Origin of the sequence: Pantoea sp. BAV 3049, assembly GCF_009765445.1 — a bacterium.
Classification (GTDB): Bacteria; Pseudomonadota; Gammaproteobacteria; order Enterobacterales; family Enterobacteriaceae; genus Erwinia.
Map to the genome: position 1 here is coordinate 3,472,773 of NZ_WHOY01000031.1, position 14,749 is coordinate 3,487,521.

The 14,749-nt window shown below is 53.5% G+C and carries 13 protein-coding genes; 4 read left to right on the forward strand and 9 right to left on the reverse strand.

Annotated elements, in window-relative coordinates:
- Positions 1-97: 97 nt before the first annotated feature.
- The 3 genes from GSQ70_RS17135 to lrhA all read right to left on the reverse strand — a co-directional run bounded on the left by GSQ70_RS17135 (position 98) and on the right by lrhA (position 2,824).
- Positions 98-772, reverse strand: coding sequence for an NADH-quinone oxidoreductase subunit B family protein (locus GSQ70_RS17135; protein ID WP_034938110.1), 675 nt, complete (start codon positions 770-772; stop codon positions 98-100).
- 15 nt (positions 773-787) lie between these two features.
- A complete protein-coding gene (locus GSQ70_RS17140; RefSeq protein WP_158783668.1) occupies positions 788-1,225 on the reverse strand; it encodes an NADH-quinone oxidoreductase subunit A in 438 nt (145 codons plus the stop codon).
- A 672-nt stretch (positions 1,226-1,897) separates the two neighbouring features.
- Complete coding sequence (gene lrhA / locus GSQ70_RS17145) at positions 1,898-2,824, reverse strand: transcriptional regulator LrhA (RefSeq protein WP_158783669.1); 927 nt, start codon at positions 2,822-2,824, stop codon at positions 1,898-1,900.
- A gap of 864 nt (positions 2,825-3,688) precedes the next feature.
- Between lrhA and GSQ70_RS17150 the strand changes: the two genes are divergently transcribed.
- Both GSQ70_RS17150 and yfbR read left to right on the forward strand, forming a co-directional pair.
- A complete protein-coding gene (locus GSQ70_RS17150) occupies positions 3,689-4,903 on the forward strand; it encodes a pyridoxal phosphate-dependent aminotransferase (protein WP_158783670.1) in 1,215 nt (404 codons plus the stop codon).
- A gap of 124 nt (positions 4,904-5,027) precedes the next feature.
- A complete protein-coding gene (yfbR, locus tag GSQ70_RS17155; RefSeq protein ID WP_158783671.1) occupies positions 5,028-5,624 on the forward strand; it encodes a 5'-deoxynucleotidase in 597 nt (198 codons plus the stop codon).
- Between the two features lie 3 nt (positions 5,625-5,627).
- Here the strand turns inward: yfbR and GSQ70_RS17160 are convergent, their stop codons facing one another.
- The 4 genes from GSQ70_RS17160 to yfbV form a co-directional block, all read right to left on the reverse strand.
- Positions 5,628-7,460: an SLC13 family permease gene (locus GSQ70_RS17160; RefSeq protein ID WP_158783672.1), complete on the reverse strand. Its 1,833-nt coding sequence runs from the start codon at positions 7,458-7,460 to the stop codon at positions 5,628-5,630.
- Positions 7,461-7,539: 79 nt separating this feature from the next.
- Positions 7,540-8,199: a sugar phosphatase gene (locus tag GSQ70_RS17165; protein ID WP_158783673.1), complete on the reverse strand. Its 660-nt coding sequence runs from the start codon at positions 8,197-8,199 to the stop codon at positions 7,540-7,542.
- 13 nt (positions 8,200-8,212) lie between these two features.
- Entirely contained in the window at positions 8,213-8,707 is a 495-nt protein-coding gene (locus GSQ70_RS17170) for a YfbU family protein (protein ID WP_158785349.1), read from the reverse strand.
- Positions 8,708-8,852: 145 nt separating this feature from the next.
- The gene (gene yfbV / locus GSQ70_RS17175; protein WP_158783674.1) at positions 8,853-9,305 is read right to left on the reverse strand and encodes a terminus macrodomain insulation protein YfbV; all 453 of its coding nucleotides are present in this window, start codon (positions 9,303-9,305) and stop codon (positions 8,853-8,855) included.
- A gap of 333 nt (positions 9,306-9,638) precedes the next feature.
- On the opposite strand from yfbV, the gene ackA reads away from it, so the two are divergent.
- Together ackA and pta are read left to right on the forward strand one after the other, a co-directional pair.
- A complete protein-coding gene (ackA, locus tag GSQ70_RS17180) occupies positions 9,639-10,841 on the forward strand; it encodes an acetate kinase (protein WP_158783675.1) in 1,203 nt (400 codons plus the stop codon).
- An 89-nt stretch (positions 10,842-10,930) separates the two neighbouring features.
- Positions 10,931-13,078 carry a phosphate acetyltransferase gene (gene pta, locus GSQ70_RS17185; protein ID WP_158783676.1) on the forward strand — a complete coding sequence of 716 codons (2,148 nt, stop codon included), beginning with the start codon at positions 10,931-10,933 and terminating at the stop codon, positions 13,076-13,078.
- 181 nt (positions 13,079-13,259) lie between these two features.
- On the opposite strand, the gene yfcD is transcribed toward pta, so the two are convergent.
- Positions 13,260-13,799: an NUDIX hydrolase YfcD gene (gene yfcD, locus GSQ70_RS17190; RefSeq protein WP_158783677.1), complete on the reverse strand. Its 540-nt coding sequence runs from the start codon at positions 13,797-13,799 to the stop codon at positions 13,260-13,262.
- Between the two features lie 93 nt (positions 13,800-13,892).
- A complete protein-coding gene (gene yfcF / locus GSQ70_RS17195; protein ID WP_158783678.1) occupies positions 13,893-14,540 on the reverse strand; it encodes a glutathione transferase in 648 nt (215 codons plus the stop codon).
- Positions 14,541-14,749: the final 209 nt, after the last annotated feature.

The following is a 14,749-nucleotide window of genomic DNA, read 5'->3' on the forward strand; positions in this document are numbered from 1 at the left end:
CACCATGTGTGTGACTCAGTATTGCCGTCAGGATGGGCCGGGCGCGTGTTGTGTTTTTTATGCGCCGGCTCGGTCAGGCCGCATCCGTTAACAAGCTTTAAATTTCGTCAGGTGTGCGTAAGTTGGTGACGGCAATGCGTTCACCCTGCTTTCTCTCGCGCTCTGATTGCATATTGGCGCGATAGACGCCCTGATCGCCCACCACCCACGACAGCGGACGGCGCTCTTTACCGATCGATTCCTGCAGCAGCAACAACGCCTGCATATAAGCTTCAGGACGCGGCGGACAACCGGGGATATAGACATCAACAGGCAGGAACTTGTCCACACCCTGCACCACGGAATAAATGTCGTACATGCCACCGGAGTTCGCACATGCCCCCATTGAAATCACCCATTTCGGCTCCAGCATCTGGTCATAAAGACGCTGAACTACCGGGGCCATTTTGGTAAAGCAGGTTCCGGCAACCACCATAAAGTCAGCCTGACGCGGCGAGGCACGGATAACTTCCGAACCAAAACGAGCCACGTCATGCACCGAAGTGAATGACGTGGTCATCTCGACATAACAACAGGAAAGACCGAAGTTAAACGGCCACAGAGAGTTTTTACGTCCCCAGTTCACCATGTCGTGCAGGGCATGTTCGAGCTTGCCCATGTATACGGTCTGGTTAACGTGCTTTTCCAGAGGATCGGTGACGATCTCCTGTTTCTGCAACGGGTAACGGTCATTCTCACCGTTCGGGTCTGCGCGGGTGAGCGTATAGTCCATCTTTATGCCTCGCTGTTACTGCGTATGACGTTTGGAATGCGAAATGGTGGTTGGCTTGACCACAATGCGACGAGGCGCAGGTGCCCAATCCAGAGCGCGGATACGCACCAGATAAACCAGACCAGCAAGCAGTACCAAAATGAAGATTGTGGCTTCGACAAAGCCGATCCATCCGCTTTCACGGATTGCGGTCGACCATGCGTATAAGTAGAGGGCTTCCACGTCGAAGATGACGAAGAACATTGCGACCAGGTAAAACTTCGCAGACATGCGTAGCTTGGCGGTCCCGACAGGAGCGGCACCCGATTCAAAAGGTGTATTTGTATAACGTCCGCGGGCTTTACCGCCCAAAAACCACGCTCCGGCCAACATTGCACAGCACAGACCCATGGCGACGATCAGAAATACGGCAAACGCCCAGTGATGAGCGACGACTTCAGTAGTTGTTGACATACACTCTGCTTAATTCAAAACGTGGTGCCTGGCGTCCTGCTCTGATAGCTGGCAGGTTACCCACCACACGATTCAAGGGAAAAATAAAAAAACCTTATAAATTTTGCTGTCTTTATTGATTAAGCAGCAATTTTATGGGGTTTTTTACTCCTTTCAATAACCTTTTGTCAACTTTGACAAAATTATCCACACATTAATTTACACCCGCAGCATTTATTTAACATATGATGCGCAGAAAGTGAGCTAAATCGAGTCAGTTTCACCCTGTGAATAAAGTGTAGCGGGTATTTCCCTGTATGGATCGCGGTTTTAACAATGTCTATTCTCGCAGGATTCGGCCCCTTTTCCTGCCCCTTATCAGGGTTATTTTTTTGATCCAGAACACACTTTTGTCTTTTATGAGACAAAAATGAGCAGCAAGGGTTGAGCAAAATCAATTCAACGTGCGTAAGGGCGGGACGATAAACACGGTAAAGTTGCCCGTTGAGAGCAGGTGGTGATTTTTATCACAATGGGAATATAAAAGAGGAAAATCTGGCGCAGAAAATGGCCTCTGTTGCTTAATAAAAAAGCCTCTCAACGCAGAAAACGTTGAAAGGCTTTTTATCAGAAACTATTCATTCATTACTTGTTGAAATATAACAACCAGTCCAAATAGTTTTCAACAGATAATCACTCATCTTCATCCGAGAAGGAGGCGCCATCCTGAGCGTTAACCGTCAGGTTGTAGGGGTCATTACTCGACTCCATGGCATTAAAGATGGCCAGCGCCAGCTCATTGTCGCTTTCCGGATTGCGGCACAGAAGGTATTCCGTATCAGGCAGAACCGGCAAGCCTTCTGCTGCGCCCATGACGCGCAGCTCCGGGCTCATCATTTCTACCGGACGGGCGGTCACACCCAGGCCTGCTTTCACCGCGGCACGTACGGCTGCCAGCGTGGAAGCAACATACGAAATACGCCATGGAATACCCGCCTCATTGAGGTGGTCAATGGCCATGTCACGGTACGGGCTTGGCTCATCCAGCAACACCAGAGGAATAGCTTCCCCGCGCTGGAAAATATAGTCCGCAGCGCAGTACCACAGCGTTGGAGATGTGCGTAAAACCTGCCAGGTAAAGTTCATTGGGCTGGAAGTTGTTACCACCAGGTCAACTTCGCCCTGATTTAACATTTCCATCATGAACGGATTACGCTTCACGCGCACATCTATAGCCAACTTTGGATAGACCGAGGTCACACGGTTCAGCAGGAACGGCAGAATGGTATCTGAAGTATCGTCAGACGCACCGATGGTCAGGACGCCCTGGATATTGCTGTACATCAGGGACGTACAGGCTTCGTCATTGAAACGCAGGATCTTTCTGGCGTAACCCAGCAGCTGAATGCCGTGTTCAGTCAGCAGCTTGTTACGGCCGTGACGGGCGAACAGCTCTTTGCCTACCAGCTGCTCCAGACGCTGCATTTGCTGGCTGACCGCAGACTGCGTACGGCAGACTGCCGCCGCGGCTGCCGCGAAGGTATTCAGGTCAGCAACAGCGACGAAGGTTCTCAGCAGATCGAGGTCTAGATTCAGGATTGGACGATTTGCACTAGTCATGTTTTCTTCACTTTATAAGATTTTTAATAACAGCTACCCTGGTGTTATTACCAGCTATATCAGAGATATAGCGATAATAATGTCGTGATACGCGGGATTCATGTCCCTGCTGCATCACTCTACTTCGCAGACCTTACAACCCCAGCGACCATAATTTCTGCGGTTTTACTCGCAGGTGAGCCGCCAACAGGTTCTTACGTCTGATACATCACTAATGCGCGCAGCACTAACCCATAAGTTGCAGAAAGTGGCGTTGAAATGGTCAATTAACTCCGCAGTCCGGTAATAAATGCCGGCCCGCGGTGCTGTCAGTGTAAAACAACCATAAGAAATTGAACGACCAGAACGCTGTAATCACAGCGGAATAATAATTAATTAACCTTAACATTCCCGGCAAAAAAATGGAGAAAATTTTGCCTGAGAAACCTGCACACCCGGTGCAAAGTACCCGGAATATTATCCTGACATACTGTCGATTACTTTTTAAGCCTAAATCCGATTATTCTTATCAGTAAAGTAAGATTTTATAGACCGAATGCCGTATCACCACGCTGTCAGCACGAAAATTTATCATTCAGTGTCACTCAGACCACAGAGAAGGCGGAGCCGTTCATATTTTTATGCCCTTCCACTCAGAACTGCATATTGCCAGCAAGTGCAGTTTTTGACCACTCAATTAAGCACTATTTGACAATCACGTCTCTCATCAGTCCATCAGATTTTACCAAATGGCGTCATAAGTAGCAGACTAAGCCTGCGGATCGCGCTAAACCCCCTGCCACCACTTCAAAAGCGCTTTCAGGAGGAGTACATTGTGCGAGTTCAATTTTCCACGGCGGGTGCGCTCAGTCAAAGGATGAAAAAATGACCCCAATTGATAAATCCAGCAAACTGGATAACGTTTGTTATGACATCCGCGGTCCGGTGTTAAAAGAAGCAAAGCGACTGGAAGAAGAAGGTAATAAAGTCCTCAAGCTGAATATTGGCAACCCTGCCCCGTTTGGTTTTGAAGCGCCCGATGAAATCCTTGTTGATGTGATCCGCAACCTGCCGGGTGCACAGGGCTATTGTGATTCAAAGGGGCTCTACTCTGCCCGTAAAGCCATCGTTCAGCACTATCAGGCTCGCGGAATGCGCGACATGACCGTGGAAGATGTCTATATCGGCAACGGTGTTTCCGAGCTGATTGTTCAGTCAATGCAGGCATTGCTGAACAGCGGCGACGAGATGCTGGTCCCCGCCCCGGATTACCCACTGTGGACTGCGGCAGTGTCGCTTTCCAGCGGCAAAGCCGTGCATTATCTGTGCGATGAGTCGGCTGGCTGGTTCCCGGACCTCGATGATATCCGTAGCAAAATCACGCCACGTACCCGCGGTATTGTGATCATCAACCCTAACAACCCAACCGGCGCAGTCTACAGCAAAGAGCTGTTGCTGGAAGTGGTTGAGCTGGCGCGTCAGCATAACTTGATCATCTTTGCCGATGAAATTTACGACAAAATCCTGTACGACGCGGCTCAGCATCACTCGATTGCCACACTGGCTCCGGACCTGCTGACAATCACCTTTAACGGTCTGTCTAAAACCTACCGCGTAGCCGGATTCCGTCAGGGCTGGATGGTGCTTAACGGGCCGAAAAAACATGCCAAAGGGTATATCGAAGGACTGGAGATGCTGGCCTCAATGCGCCTGTGTGCCAACGTTCCGGCACAGCATGCCATTCAGACTGCACTGGGCGGCTACCAGAGTATCAGCGAATTTATCGTGCCGGGTGGCAGGCTGTATGAACAGCGCCAGCGTGCCTGGGAGCTGATCAACGACATCCCTGGCGTCAGCTGCGTGAAACCGGACGGCGCGCTGTATATGTTCCCGAAAATCGATGCCAAAAAGTTTAACCTGCATGACGATCAGAAAATGGTGCTGGATTTTCTGCTGCAGGAGAAAGTCCTGCTGGTTCAGGGCAGCGCCTTTAACTGGCCTTATCCTGACCATGTACGCATTGTGACTCTGCCGCATGTTAATGATCTCGAAATGGCGATTAACAAATTCGGCCGCTTCCTTGAAAGCTATCGTCAGTAACCGCCCTGCCTCCCGGTAAGCGGGGCAATCGTCAGTACTGCATCTTGCAGGGTGATAAGGTTATACTGGGTGACCGGAGCTGAATTCTGGCTCCGCTCTCCCTGCCACAGGAAAACCACATCTCATGAATCAGAGCCATTTTTTCGCCCATCTTTCCCGTCTGAAGCTGATCAACCGCTGGCCGCTGATGCGCAATGTACGCACCGAGAACGTCTCTGAACACAGTTTGCAGGTTGCGATGGTCGCGCATGCGCTGGCAGTGATTAAAAATCAGAAATTCAACGGCAATCTTAACGCCGAACGAATCGCGCTGATGGCGATGTATCACGACGCCAGCGAGGTACTGACCGGTGATCTGCCTACTCCGGTAAAGTATTACAACGCGCAGATCGCCCATGAATATAAGAAAATAGAGAAGATTGCCCAGCTGAAGCTGATCGAGATGCTGCCGGAAGAGCTGCGCAACGCTTACCGCCCGCTGCTGGACGAGCACCAGCGCAGTGAAGATGAGATGGCTATCGTTAAACAGGCTGATGCGCTGTGTGCCTATCTGAAGTGTCTTGAAGAGCTTTCTGCGGGAAACCACGAGTTTCAGCTGGCTAAAGCCAGGCTGGAGAAAACCCTCAGCGCACGCCACAGCCCGGAGATGGACTACTTCGTCGAGGTGTTTGTCCCCAGCTTCAACCTGTCGCTGGATGAGATCAGCCAGGAATCACTGTAACGTTTAAAACGGGAACAGCACCGGCACCAGCAGTACGCTGACCACCATAATCAGCAGAGTGAACGGTACGCCAATCTTCACAAAATCGCTGAAGCGATAGCCCCCCGGTCCCAGCACCAACGTGTTCACTGGCGAAGAGACCGGCGTCATAAAGGCTGCTGAAGCCGCCACCGCGATAATCAGGGTGAACGGATAGGGAGAGACGCCCATCTGCTGAGCGGCGGCTACGCCAATCGGTGCCATCAGTACCGCCGTGGCAGTGTTGGAAATAAACAGGCCGATTGTGGCGCACAACACAAACAGGCAAAGCAGCATCACATGCGGGCTTCGCCCTCCCGCCAGATCCATCAGCCCGTCCACAATCAGCTTTACTCCTCCCGTTTTCTGCAACGCCAGCGCAAAAGGCATCATGCCGACAATCAGAATAATGCTCGGCCAGTGGATAGCCTTGTAGGCGCTATCCATATCGATACAGCGAAACTTACCCATCAGCAGACAGGCGATCACCGCGGCAATCGGATTGGGGATTTCGTTGGTCAGCATCATCGCCACCATCAGCGCCAGACAGAAGATAGCATGGGGTGCCTGACTGTTGGCAGGAGCAACGTCATCCACCTCGGCGGGAATGTTCAGAACAATCAAATCTCGCTTCTGCTGCTGCAACTGAGTGATTTTTTTCCAGTCGCCAATCGCCAGCAGGCAGTCGCCCAGCTCCAGCGCCAGATCGTTAAGCGCCCCTTCCATCACTTGGCCACGGCGACGTACGCCAATCACGCTGACGCCAAAGCGCGAGCGAAAGGCGATTTCCCGCAGGGTTTTACCCTGCAGCGCCGAATCAGGGATAACCAGCACCTCGGCCATGCCCACGTCCTGTGCACGGTCGGAGAAATATTCGCCGCGCAGGATCATCGGCTCCAGAAGGTTTTCACTACAGAACTCACGCAGGTCGATCCCTGCCGCAGACATGTCAATCAACAGGACGTCGCGGGAGTAAAACTCGGTCGTGCCGGTTACCGGAACCATCACCCGACGAAACTTACGCCAGCGTTCCAGCCCCACCACGTTAATACCGAAGCGCTGACGCAGCTGGAGGTCATCCAACGGCCGGCCGATCAAAGGCGACCCCGGACGCACCGCTAACCTGCGTGCCCTGCCACTCAGCTTATAGTCACGGATCAGATCGCGAAACGTTCTTCTTACGCGCTTTTTTGCCACGTCCTGGTTGTCCGGCGTCACCAGCCAGAAACGGGCCACCAACATATAACCGATCCCCAGCACCAGCGCCACCAGCCCGACGGGCGTCACGTCGAAAAAACCAAAACCCTGCAGCCCTTCGCGCAACAGTTCGCTATTCACCACCAGGTTTGGCGGGGTGGCGACCAGCGTCATCATGCCACTGATTAATCCTGCAAAGCTGAGCGGCATCATCAGCCGTCCGGGTGAAGTTTTCATTTTGGTGGCCACGCCAATCACCACCGGAATGAAGATCGCCACCACCCCGGTGGAGCTCATAAACGCCCCCAGTCCGGCAACGGTGACCATCAGCAGCACCAGCATTTTGGTTTCGCTGCTGCCAGCCATTTTGATCAGCCACTCGCCCATCTTCAGCGCCACGCCGGTGCGCACCAGCCCCTCGCCTATCACGAACAGAGCGGCAATCAGGATGACATTCGGGTCGCTGAAGCCCATGGTGGCTTCCTGCAGGGTCAGCGTACCACTGAGGACAAACGCGACAATAACCAGCAGCGCCACTACGTCCATACGCAGTTTGCCGCTGATAAAAAGCAGAATGGCAATAACTAACAGGCTGATAACCCAGACCAGTTCTTTGTTCACAATTGATCTCTGTACTAGGAGGAAATGTCACAGAGAATGCCATAAAACAAACCCCGCTGATGCGGGGCTAAATCATATCTTAGTGCTTTCGATGAACATCAATCATGCCGTCAGGATTTTTATGGATCACCAGCTCTTCCAGCGAGTTGAGCAGCATATCCACCTCCTCCAGACGCGGCGAACCTGCGGGCGCGTTGACGGCTATCACGTGACAGCCTGCTGCCAGGCCTGAAAGGATCCCGGCCGCTGCATCTTCCACCACCACACACTCTTCCGGCTCCAGCTCCAGCAGTTGCGCACCAAGCAGGTAAGCATCTGGTGCAGGCTTGCCGTTTTGCACGCGCTCAGCGGTAACGAACTCTTCAGGCTCAGGCAGTCCGGCAGCCCTGCGGCGGGCCGAAGCAACCGGCACTGAACCGGAAGTGACGATGGCCCAGGGAATATCCAGCTCGTTCAGCGTGTAAAGCAGCTGTAACGCACCAGGCAGGGCAACAATCCCATCGGTATCTTCTGCTTCGATTCTTTCCAGCGCGAAGAATTCCTGCTGGATAGCTTCTTCCGAAGCACCGGCCATAAAGTGTCGCAGTGAGGTAATAGCCTGCTTGCCGTGAATGAAGTTAAGCACTTCATCAGCGGCGATATCATGCCGCTTAGCCCAGTTAACCCAGGCGCGTTCGACCACCGGTAATGAATCCACCAGCGTGCCATCCAGATCAAACAGAAAACCTTTACACTTCACTGCGCTTTCCTTCTCAGGCGTTGATAATTTGCGCGATCTCGTTCGCACTTAAATGATACTGTCTTGGGCAAGTGTGCCACACGGTCAGCATGCGTTGATATTTTTCCCACATCGGCGTCTGCGCGTTAAAGCCATGAGTCCCGGAGTCGAAATGGGTGTAGCGTCCTTCCACATTGACCATAAACCGCACGTATCCCAGATAGCGGGCTTCCGTCGCGGCATCAAAGCCCAGGAAGGCCAGTCGGCGTTCTTCAATGGCGGAGGGCTCTTTCAGATTTGTCCAGGACACGTGCAGCGCGTGATGCAGCTCCATGATGTCGATAATAGTGCGGCAGACCGCCTCAGTTAGCTGGCCAAACTCACGGTCCAGCTCGCGCATCTGCAGGCCATAACCCCGTTCAATGATGGTTTGCTGGCGACGATAGCGTTCGGCGTTATCCGGATCGAGCATGCTCATCATTTTATACTGGTTGGAGAGGATCAGCCGTTGGGCGTTGGTCATTTCCATCATTCGCTCCTGTGTCATAAGGACAAGATAAAAGTTAGGGGGATGACGCAAGGATCGCATAACCAGCATTAACGCGGCACAGCAAACAAACGCTTCTTTGATTTAGACCGGGTTTTCACCTGTAAACAGTAAGCCCCCGGATTGATTACAGATCGTCGAGGAAGGTTTTATCCAACTGTTTAAAGGCCCGTTTCAGCACATCAGCCAGCGACTGATAGGTCGGCTTACCTTCCACCGGGGCCAGCGCCTGGCCGGCAGCCAGAAGCTTTTCGCGCACGTCATGGAACCAGCTCAGCAGCGCAGGTGGCAAAGGGGTGACCGAACGCTTGCCTAACCACCACAATCCCTGCATCGGCAGGCTGCAGGCAAACAGCGCGGTGGCCACGGCCGGACCCAGCTGCCCGCCCAGCGCGATTTGCCAGCTCATGGCAAATACGGCCAGCGGCGGCATAAAGCGAATGGCAAATCGGGTGGCTTTGCTGACCCGATTTTCCGGAAACATTGGGGCGAGGCGCTTATCGACAGGCCATGTCTTCATATAATGCTGTCCGTGCTGGAACAGTTTAAACCAACCGACAGTGCCGGATTCATTAGCCATGGCTGACCTCAACTTCGAAGATAAAAATTAAACTAAAAACGTAACTCAACAACTTTACCTTACATCTTTCAAAATATTTTGTCTTTAAGGGGCACACTGGTTATCCTGTGCGCGATTGTTGTCTGGGCGTTATGACCATGCTGCCAGTCTGATGGAGTGTGCTCCGGCAACACGGCAGAATTCAAAAAATCACAGCATTTTTATGAGATTTTTTTGCTTTCGGACAAAATTTACCGACAGCATGATATTCATCATTAATGTACCAGCTTTCATGCGCTACGCTGATAGTCTGATTGAGTTTTTTTTCACCACTTTTAACCAATAGGACCTTCCATGTCGAGTAAGTTAGTTTTGGTTTTAAACTGCGGCAGTTCCTCCCTGAAATTTGCCATTATCGATCCGGCAAACGGTGAAGAATTCCTTTCCGGTTTAGCCGAATGTTTCCACCTGCCTGAGGCACGGATCAAATGGAAACTTGATGGCGCTAAGCAGGAAGCAGCACTGGGTGCTGGCGCAGCCCACAGCGAAGCACTTAACTTCATCGTTAAGTCTATCCTGGCACAAAAACCTGAACTGTCTGCACAAATCACTGCAATAGGTCATCGTATTGTTCACGGTGGTGAGAAGCTGACTAAGTCAGTCGTTATCAACCAGGAGATCATTCAGGGAATCAAAGACGCTTCTTCCTTCGCTCCTCTGCATAACCCGGCTCACCTGATCGGGATTGACGAAGCGATGAAGAATTTCCCGCATCTTTCTGACAAGAATGTCGCTGTTTTTGACACCGCTTTCCATCAGACTATGCCTGAAGAGTCCTATCTTTACGCTCTGCCATACCATCTTTACAAAGATCACGGCGTTCGCCGCTATGGCGCACACGGCACCAGCCACTATTACGTGACTCACGAAGCGGCCAGAATCATGAACAAGCCGCTGGATCAGCTGAATATCATCACCTGCCACCTTGGCAACGGCGGTTCCGTTTCCGCAATCCGTAACGGCGAGTGCGTGGATACTTCCATGGGTCTGACCCCGCTTGAAGGCCTGGTGATGGGTACCCGTTCCGGTGATATCGACCCGGCGATCATTTTCTTCCTCCATGACACGCTGGGAATGAGCGTTGATGCCATTAACAAAATGCTGACCAAAGAGTCCGGCCTGTTGGGCCTGACTGGCGTGACCAGCGATTGCCGTTATGTGGAAGATAACTACACCACCAAAGAGGATGCGAAGCGTGCGATGGATGTGTTCTGCCACCGCCTGGCGAAATACATCGGTTCTTACACTGCGCTGATGGACGGCCGTCTGGATGGCGTGATCTTCACTGGCGGTATCGGTGAGAACGCAGCCATGGTGCGTGAGCTGACCCTGGATAAACTGGCCCTGCTGGGCTTTGAAGTGGACCACGAGCGCAACCTGGCCGCCCGCTTCGGCAAATCCGGCTTTATCAATAAAGAAGGCACCCGACCGGCCCTGGTGATCCCAACCAACGAAGAATTGGTTATCGCCCAGGACGCCAGCCGTCTGACTGCTTAAGTAATGAACACCGCCAGCCCAGCTGGCGGTGTTGTTTTCCGACACCAAAACAGATAACCGATTGAAGGTTATGACCTGAGAGGTTTACCGTGTCCCGTACTATTATGCTTATCCCGACCGGCACCAGCGTCGGTCTTACCAGCATCAGCCTCGGCGTTATTCGCGCCATGGAACGCAAAGGCGTACGTCTGAGCGTGTTCAAACCCATCGCCCAGCCGCGTACCGGTGGCGATACGCCTGACCAGACCACCAATATCATCCGGAAGAACTCCTCGATTCCTGCCGCTGAACCGTTGCAGATGAGCCGGGTTGAGTCGCTGCTGGGCTCTAACCAGCAGGACGTGCTGATGGAGGAGATCATCGCGCGTTACCATGAGAATACTAAAGACGCTGAAGTGGTGCTGGTTGAAGGCTTAGTCCCGACCCGTAAACACCAGTTTGCCTCCGCGCTGAACTACGAAATTGCCAAAACGCTGAACGCGGAAATCGTCTTCGTGATGTCGCTGGGTAATGATTCCCCGGCGCAGCTGAAAGAGCGCATCGAGCTGACTCAAAGCAGCTTCGGCGGCAGCAAAAATAAAAACATCACCGGCGTGATCATTAACAAGCTGAACGCCCCGGTTGACGATCAGGGCCGCACCCGTCCGGATTTGTCAGAAATCTTCGATGACTCCACCAAAGCCAGCGTGGCAAATATCGATCCGAAGCAGCTGTTTGCTAACAGCCCGTTGCCGGTACTGGGCTGCGTGCCGTGGAGCTTCGAGCTGATCGCCACCCGCGCCATTGATATGTGCCACCACCTGAATGCAGAAGTGATCAACGAAGGCGATATCGCGACCCGCCGCGTGAAGTCAGTCACCTTCTGCGCCCGCAGCCTGCCACATATGCTGGAACACTTCCGTCCTGGCTCGCTGCTGGTGACCTCGGCTGACCGTCCAGACGTGCTGGTTGCGGCCTGTCTGGCGGCGATGAACGGTGTGGAAATTGGTGCGATCCTGCTGACCGGTGGCTACAAAATTGATGAGCCAATTCGCAAGCTGTGCGAACGCGCCTTCGCCACCGGCCTGCCGGTCTTTATGGTGAAAACCAACACCTGGCAAACCTCCCTGAGCCTGCAGAGCTTCAACCTGGAAGTGCCGAGCGACGATACCCAGCGTATCGAGCGGGTGCAGGAGTACGTTGCCAGCCATATCGATTCCGAGTGGATCGAGTCGCTGACTGCTGCCTCCGAGCGCAGCCGCCGCCTGTCACCACCAGCCTTCCGCTATCAACTGACCGAACTGGCCCGCCAGGCAGGTAAACGTATCGTTCTGCCGGAAGGCGACGAGCCACGCACGGTGAAAGCCGCCGCCATCTGTGCCGAGCGCGGTATCGCCACCTGTATCCTGTTGGGTAACCCTGACGAAATCCAGCGTGTCGCCGCCGTTCAGGGCGTTGAGCTGGGCAAAGGGATTGAGATTGTCGATCCTGAAGTGGTGCGTGAAAACTACGTGGCCCGCCTGGTCGAGCTGCGTAAGAGCAAAGGCATGACTGAAGTGGTCGCGCAGGAGCAGCTGGAAGATAACGTGATGCTCGGCACTATGATGCTGGAGCGCGGTGAAGTGGACGGTCTGGTTTCCGGCGCGGTGCACACCACGGCTAACACCATCCGTCCACCGCTGCAGCTGATCAAAACGGCACCAAACAGCTCGCTGGTCTCTTCCGTGTTCTTCATGCTGCTGCCAGAGCAGGTGCTGGTATACGGTGACTGTGCGATCAACCCGGATCCAAACCCGGAACAGCTGGCCGAAATCGCTATCCAGTCCGCAGATTCCGCCACTGCCTTCGGCATCGAGCCGCGCGTGGCGATGATCTCCTACTCTACCGGTAACTCCGGCGCGGGTAGCGACGTGGAAAAAGTGCGTGAAGCCACCCGCATCGCGCAGGAAAAACGTCCTGACCTGGTGATTGACGGTCCTCTGCAGTACGACGCAGCAATCATGGCAGACGTAGCCAAATCCAAAGCGCCGAATTCGCCGGTTGCCGGTCGTGCCACCGTGTTCATTTTCCCGGATCTGAACACCGGTAATACCACCTACAAAGCGGTGCAGCGTTCAGCCGACCTGATCTCCATCGGGCCGATGCTGCAGGGTATGCGCAAGCCGGTCAACGACCTGTCACGCGGAGCGCTGGTTGACGATATCGTTTACACCATCGCCCTGACGGCTATTCAGTCTAAACAGGCTGAAGGTCAGTAAAACAGCCCGCTGTCAGTAACAGAAAAGGCCGCTTATGCGGCCTTTTTTATTTTAAGTAGAATACCTCAACGCCATCACCGGGCCAGTTCAGTGAACTACCAGCGCTGACCAGGCTATATTACACGAGGCTCTTTCAATCTGTACCAGCTAAGTGCGCGAAGAAGCCTTCTCAGCCGGTTATTTATGCCTGAGAAACAGCCGCTGAGCGGCCCTGCTCGTTATTACGGCTGAGCCACAGGGAGAGTGCCTTCAGCGAGTCATCGGTGAACTCATCACAGCGTGCGGTGATCTCTTCCGGCGTCATCCAGAACACTTCATCCACTTCTTCTTCCTGCATGGCAAACGGCCCGTGCGAGACGCAACTGAACAATCCACCCCAGACGCGGCAGTGTTGATCTTCAAAGTAGAACACGCCGTGCTCCGCGAACGGCACATCAGCAATGCCCAGCTCTTCTTCCGCTTCACGGCGCGCAGATTCCAGCAGTTCCTCGCCGCTCTGCACCACGCCACCGGCAGTGGCATCCAGCATGCCCGGCATAAAGTCTTTTATTTCAGTGCGGCGCTGGACCAGAATTTTACCCATGCCATCGTGAACCACGATGTAGGTCGCGCGATGGCGCAAACATTGTGCCCGCATTTGCGCACGGCTGGACTGTGCAATAACCTCGTTATCTTCGCTAACGATATCCACCCACTCCGTGCCGCTGTCTTGCTCCACCATCCGTAACCCTTATCTGTTCTGGCGCCTCAGCGCTCGTTTACCCTTGCCCGCACAGTGTGCCACGGGCCGTTAAAAAATTATAATCCCACGGTGTCATTCACAAGGTCTCCTGGAGGATTCTGACAGCCACAGCTGAACCGAAGCGCGCTGCCACTGGAAATGAGCATAGTCCGCCACGCTTTCCGGCACCGCATCGCCATGCAGCACCAGCCGGTTGATCATCACTGCCAGGTCGGTATCCGCAATGGACCACTCTCCAAACAGGTTCTGCTGGCCTGCAGACAGCAGGCGCTCAACGGCAGCAATAAGTTTAGCCGCAGAGTGCTGCGCCGCCTCACTAAGCGGGCCAAAAGTGTCTCCAGCGAACAGCACTTCCGTCGGGCGCTCCTCACGGATTGGCAGAAAATCGCTGCGCAGCCAGGCCTGTATCTCACGCGCTTTAGCCCTTTTTTTCAGATCCCGGGGATAGAGCCGCTCGAATTCCGGCGCGGGAAAACGCTCCTCCAGATACTCTTCTATCGCGGAGGATTCTGATAACAGGAAATCATCAACCTGCAGAGTGGGCACGCGGCGGGTCAGTGAAATCTGACTGTACGGCTGCGCCAGATTCTCCTGACTGGACAGGTCAATATGCTGCAAGGAAAAAGGCACCCCCTTTTCACTCAGGGCAACAAAAACGGACATCACATACGGACTGAAAAAACAGGCATCTGACCAGAGCGTAACGTTGGGATAGTTCATCCTGTGTTCCTCACAAGGCGGTGTCTGCATCCTGTTTACCCACTTTTTGGCCGGAAGGCAATCTCTCTGAAGCACCCGGCAGACAATACAGAACAGCCTTCCGGGCAACGGCCTGAATCTGGCATCTCTGGCTTCACTGCAGGGTGAATCGATGCACTTCACAGCCTTTCCTGCGAACATCTTCTAAGCTGAATAGCGGGCTGTTGGCT

What these genes read in the sequence shown, in the direction of transcription:
- GSQ70_RS17135 (WP_034938110.1), bottom strand. Translation starts at nt 772, where the DNA reads ATGGACTATACGCTCACCCGCGCAGACCCGAACGGTGAGAATGACCGT.
- GSQ70_RS17140 (WP_158783668.1), bottom strand. Translation starts at nt 1,225, where the DNA reads ATGTCAACAACTACTGAAGTCGTCGCTCATCACTGGGCGTTTGCCGTA.
- lrhA (WP_158783669.1), bottom strand. Translation starts at nt 2,824, where the DNA reads ATGACTAGTGCAAATCGTCCAATCCTGAATCTAGACCTCGATCTGCTG.
- GSQ70_RS17150 (WP_158783670.1), top strand. Translation starts at nt 3,689, where the DNA reads ATGACCCCAATTGATAAATCCAGCAAACTGGATAACGTTTGTTATGAC.
- yfbR (WP_158783671.1), top strand. Translation starts at nt 5,028, where the DNA reads ATGAATCAGAGCCATTTTTTCGCCCATCTTTCCCGTCTGAAGCTGATC.
- GSQ70_RS17170 (WP_158785349.1), bottom strand. Translation starts at nt 8,707, where the DNA reads ATGGAAATGACCAACGCCCAACGGCTGATCCTCTCCAACCAGTATAAA.
- yfbV (WP_158783674.1), bottom strand. Translation starts at nt 9,305, where the DNA reads ATGGCTAATGAATCCGGCACTGTCGGTTGGTTTAAACTGTTCCAGCAC.
- ackA (WP_158783675.1), top strand. Translation starts at nt 9,639, where the DNA reads ATGTCGAGTAAGTTAGTTTTGGTTTTAAACTGCGGCAGTTCCTCCCTG.
- yfcD (WP_158783677.1), bottom strand. Translation starts at nt 13,799, where the DNA reads ATGGTGGAGCAAGACAGCGGCACGGAGTGGGTGGATATCGTTAGCGAA.
- yfcF (WP_158783678.1), bottom strand. Translation starts at nt 14,540, where the DNA reads ATGAACTATCCCAACGTTACGCTCTGGTCAGATGCCTGTTTTTTCAGT.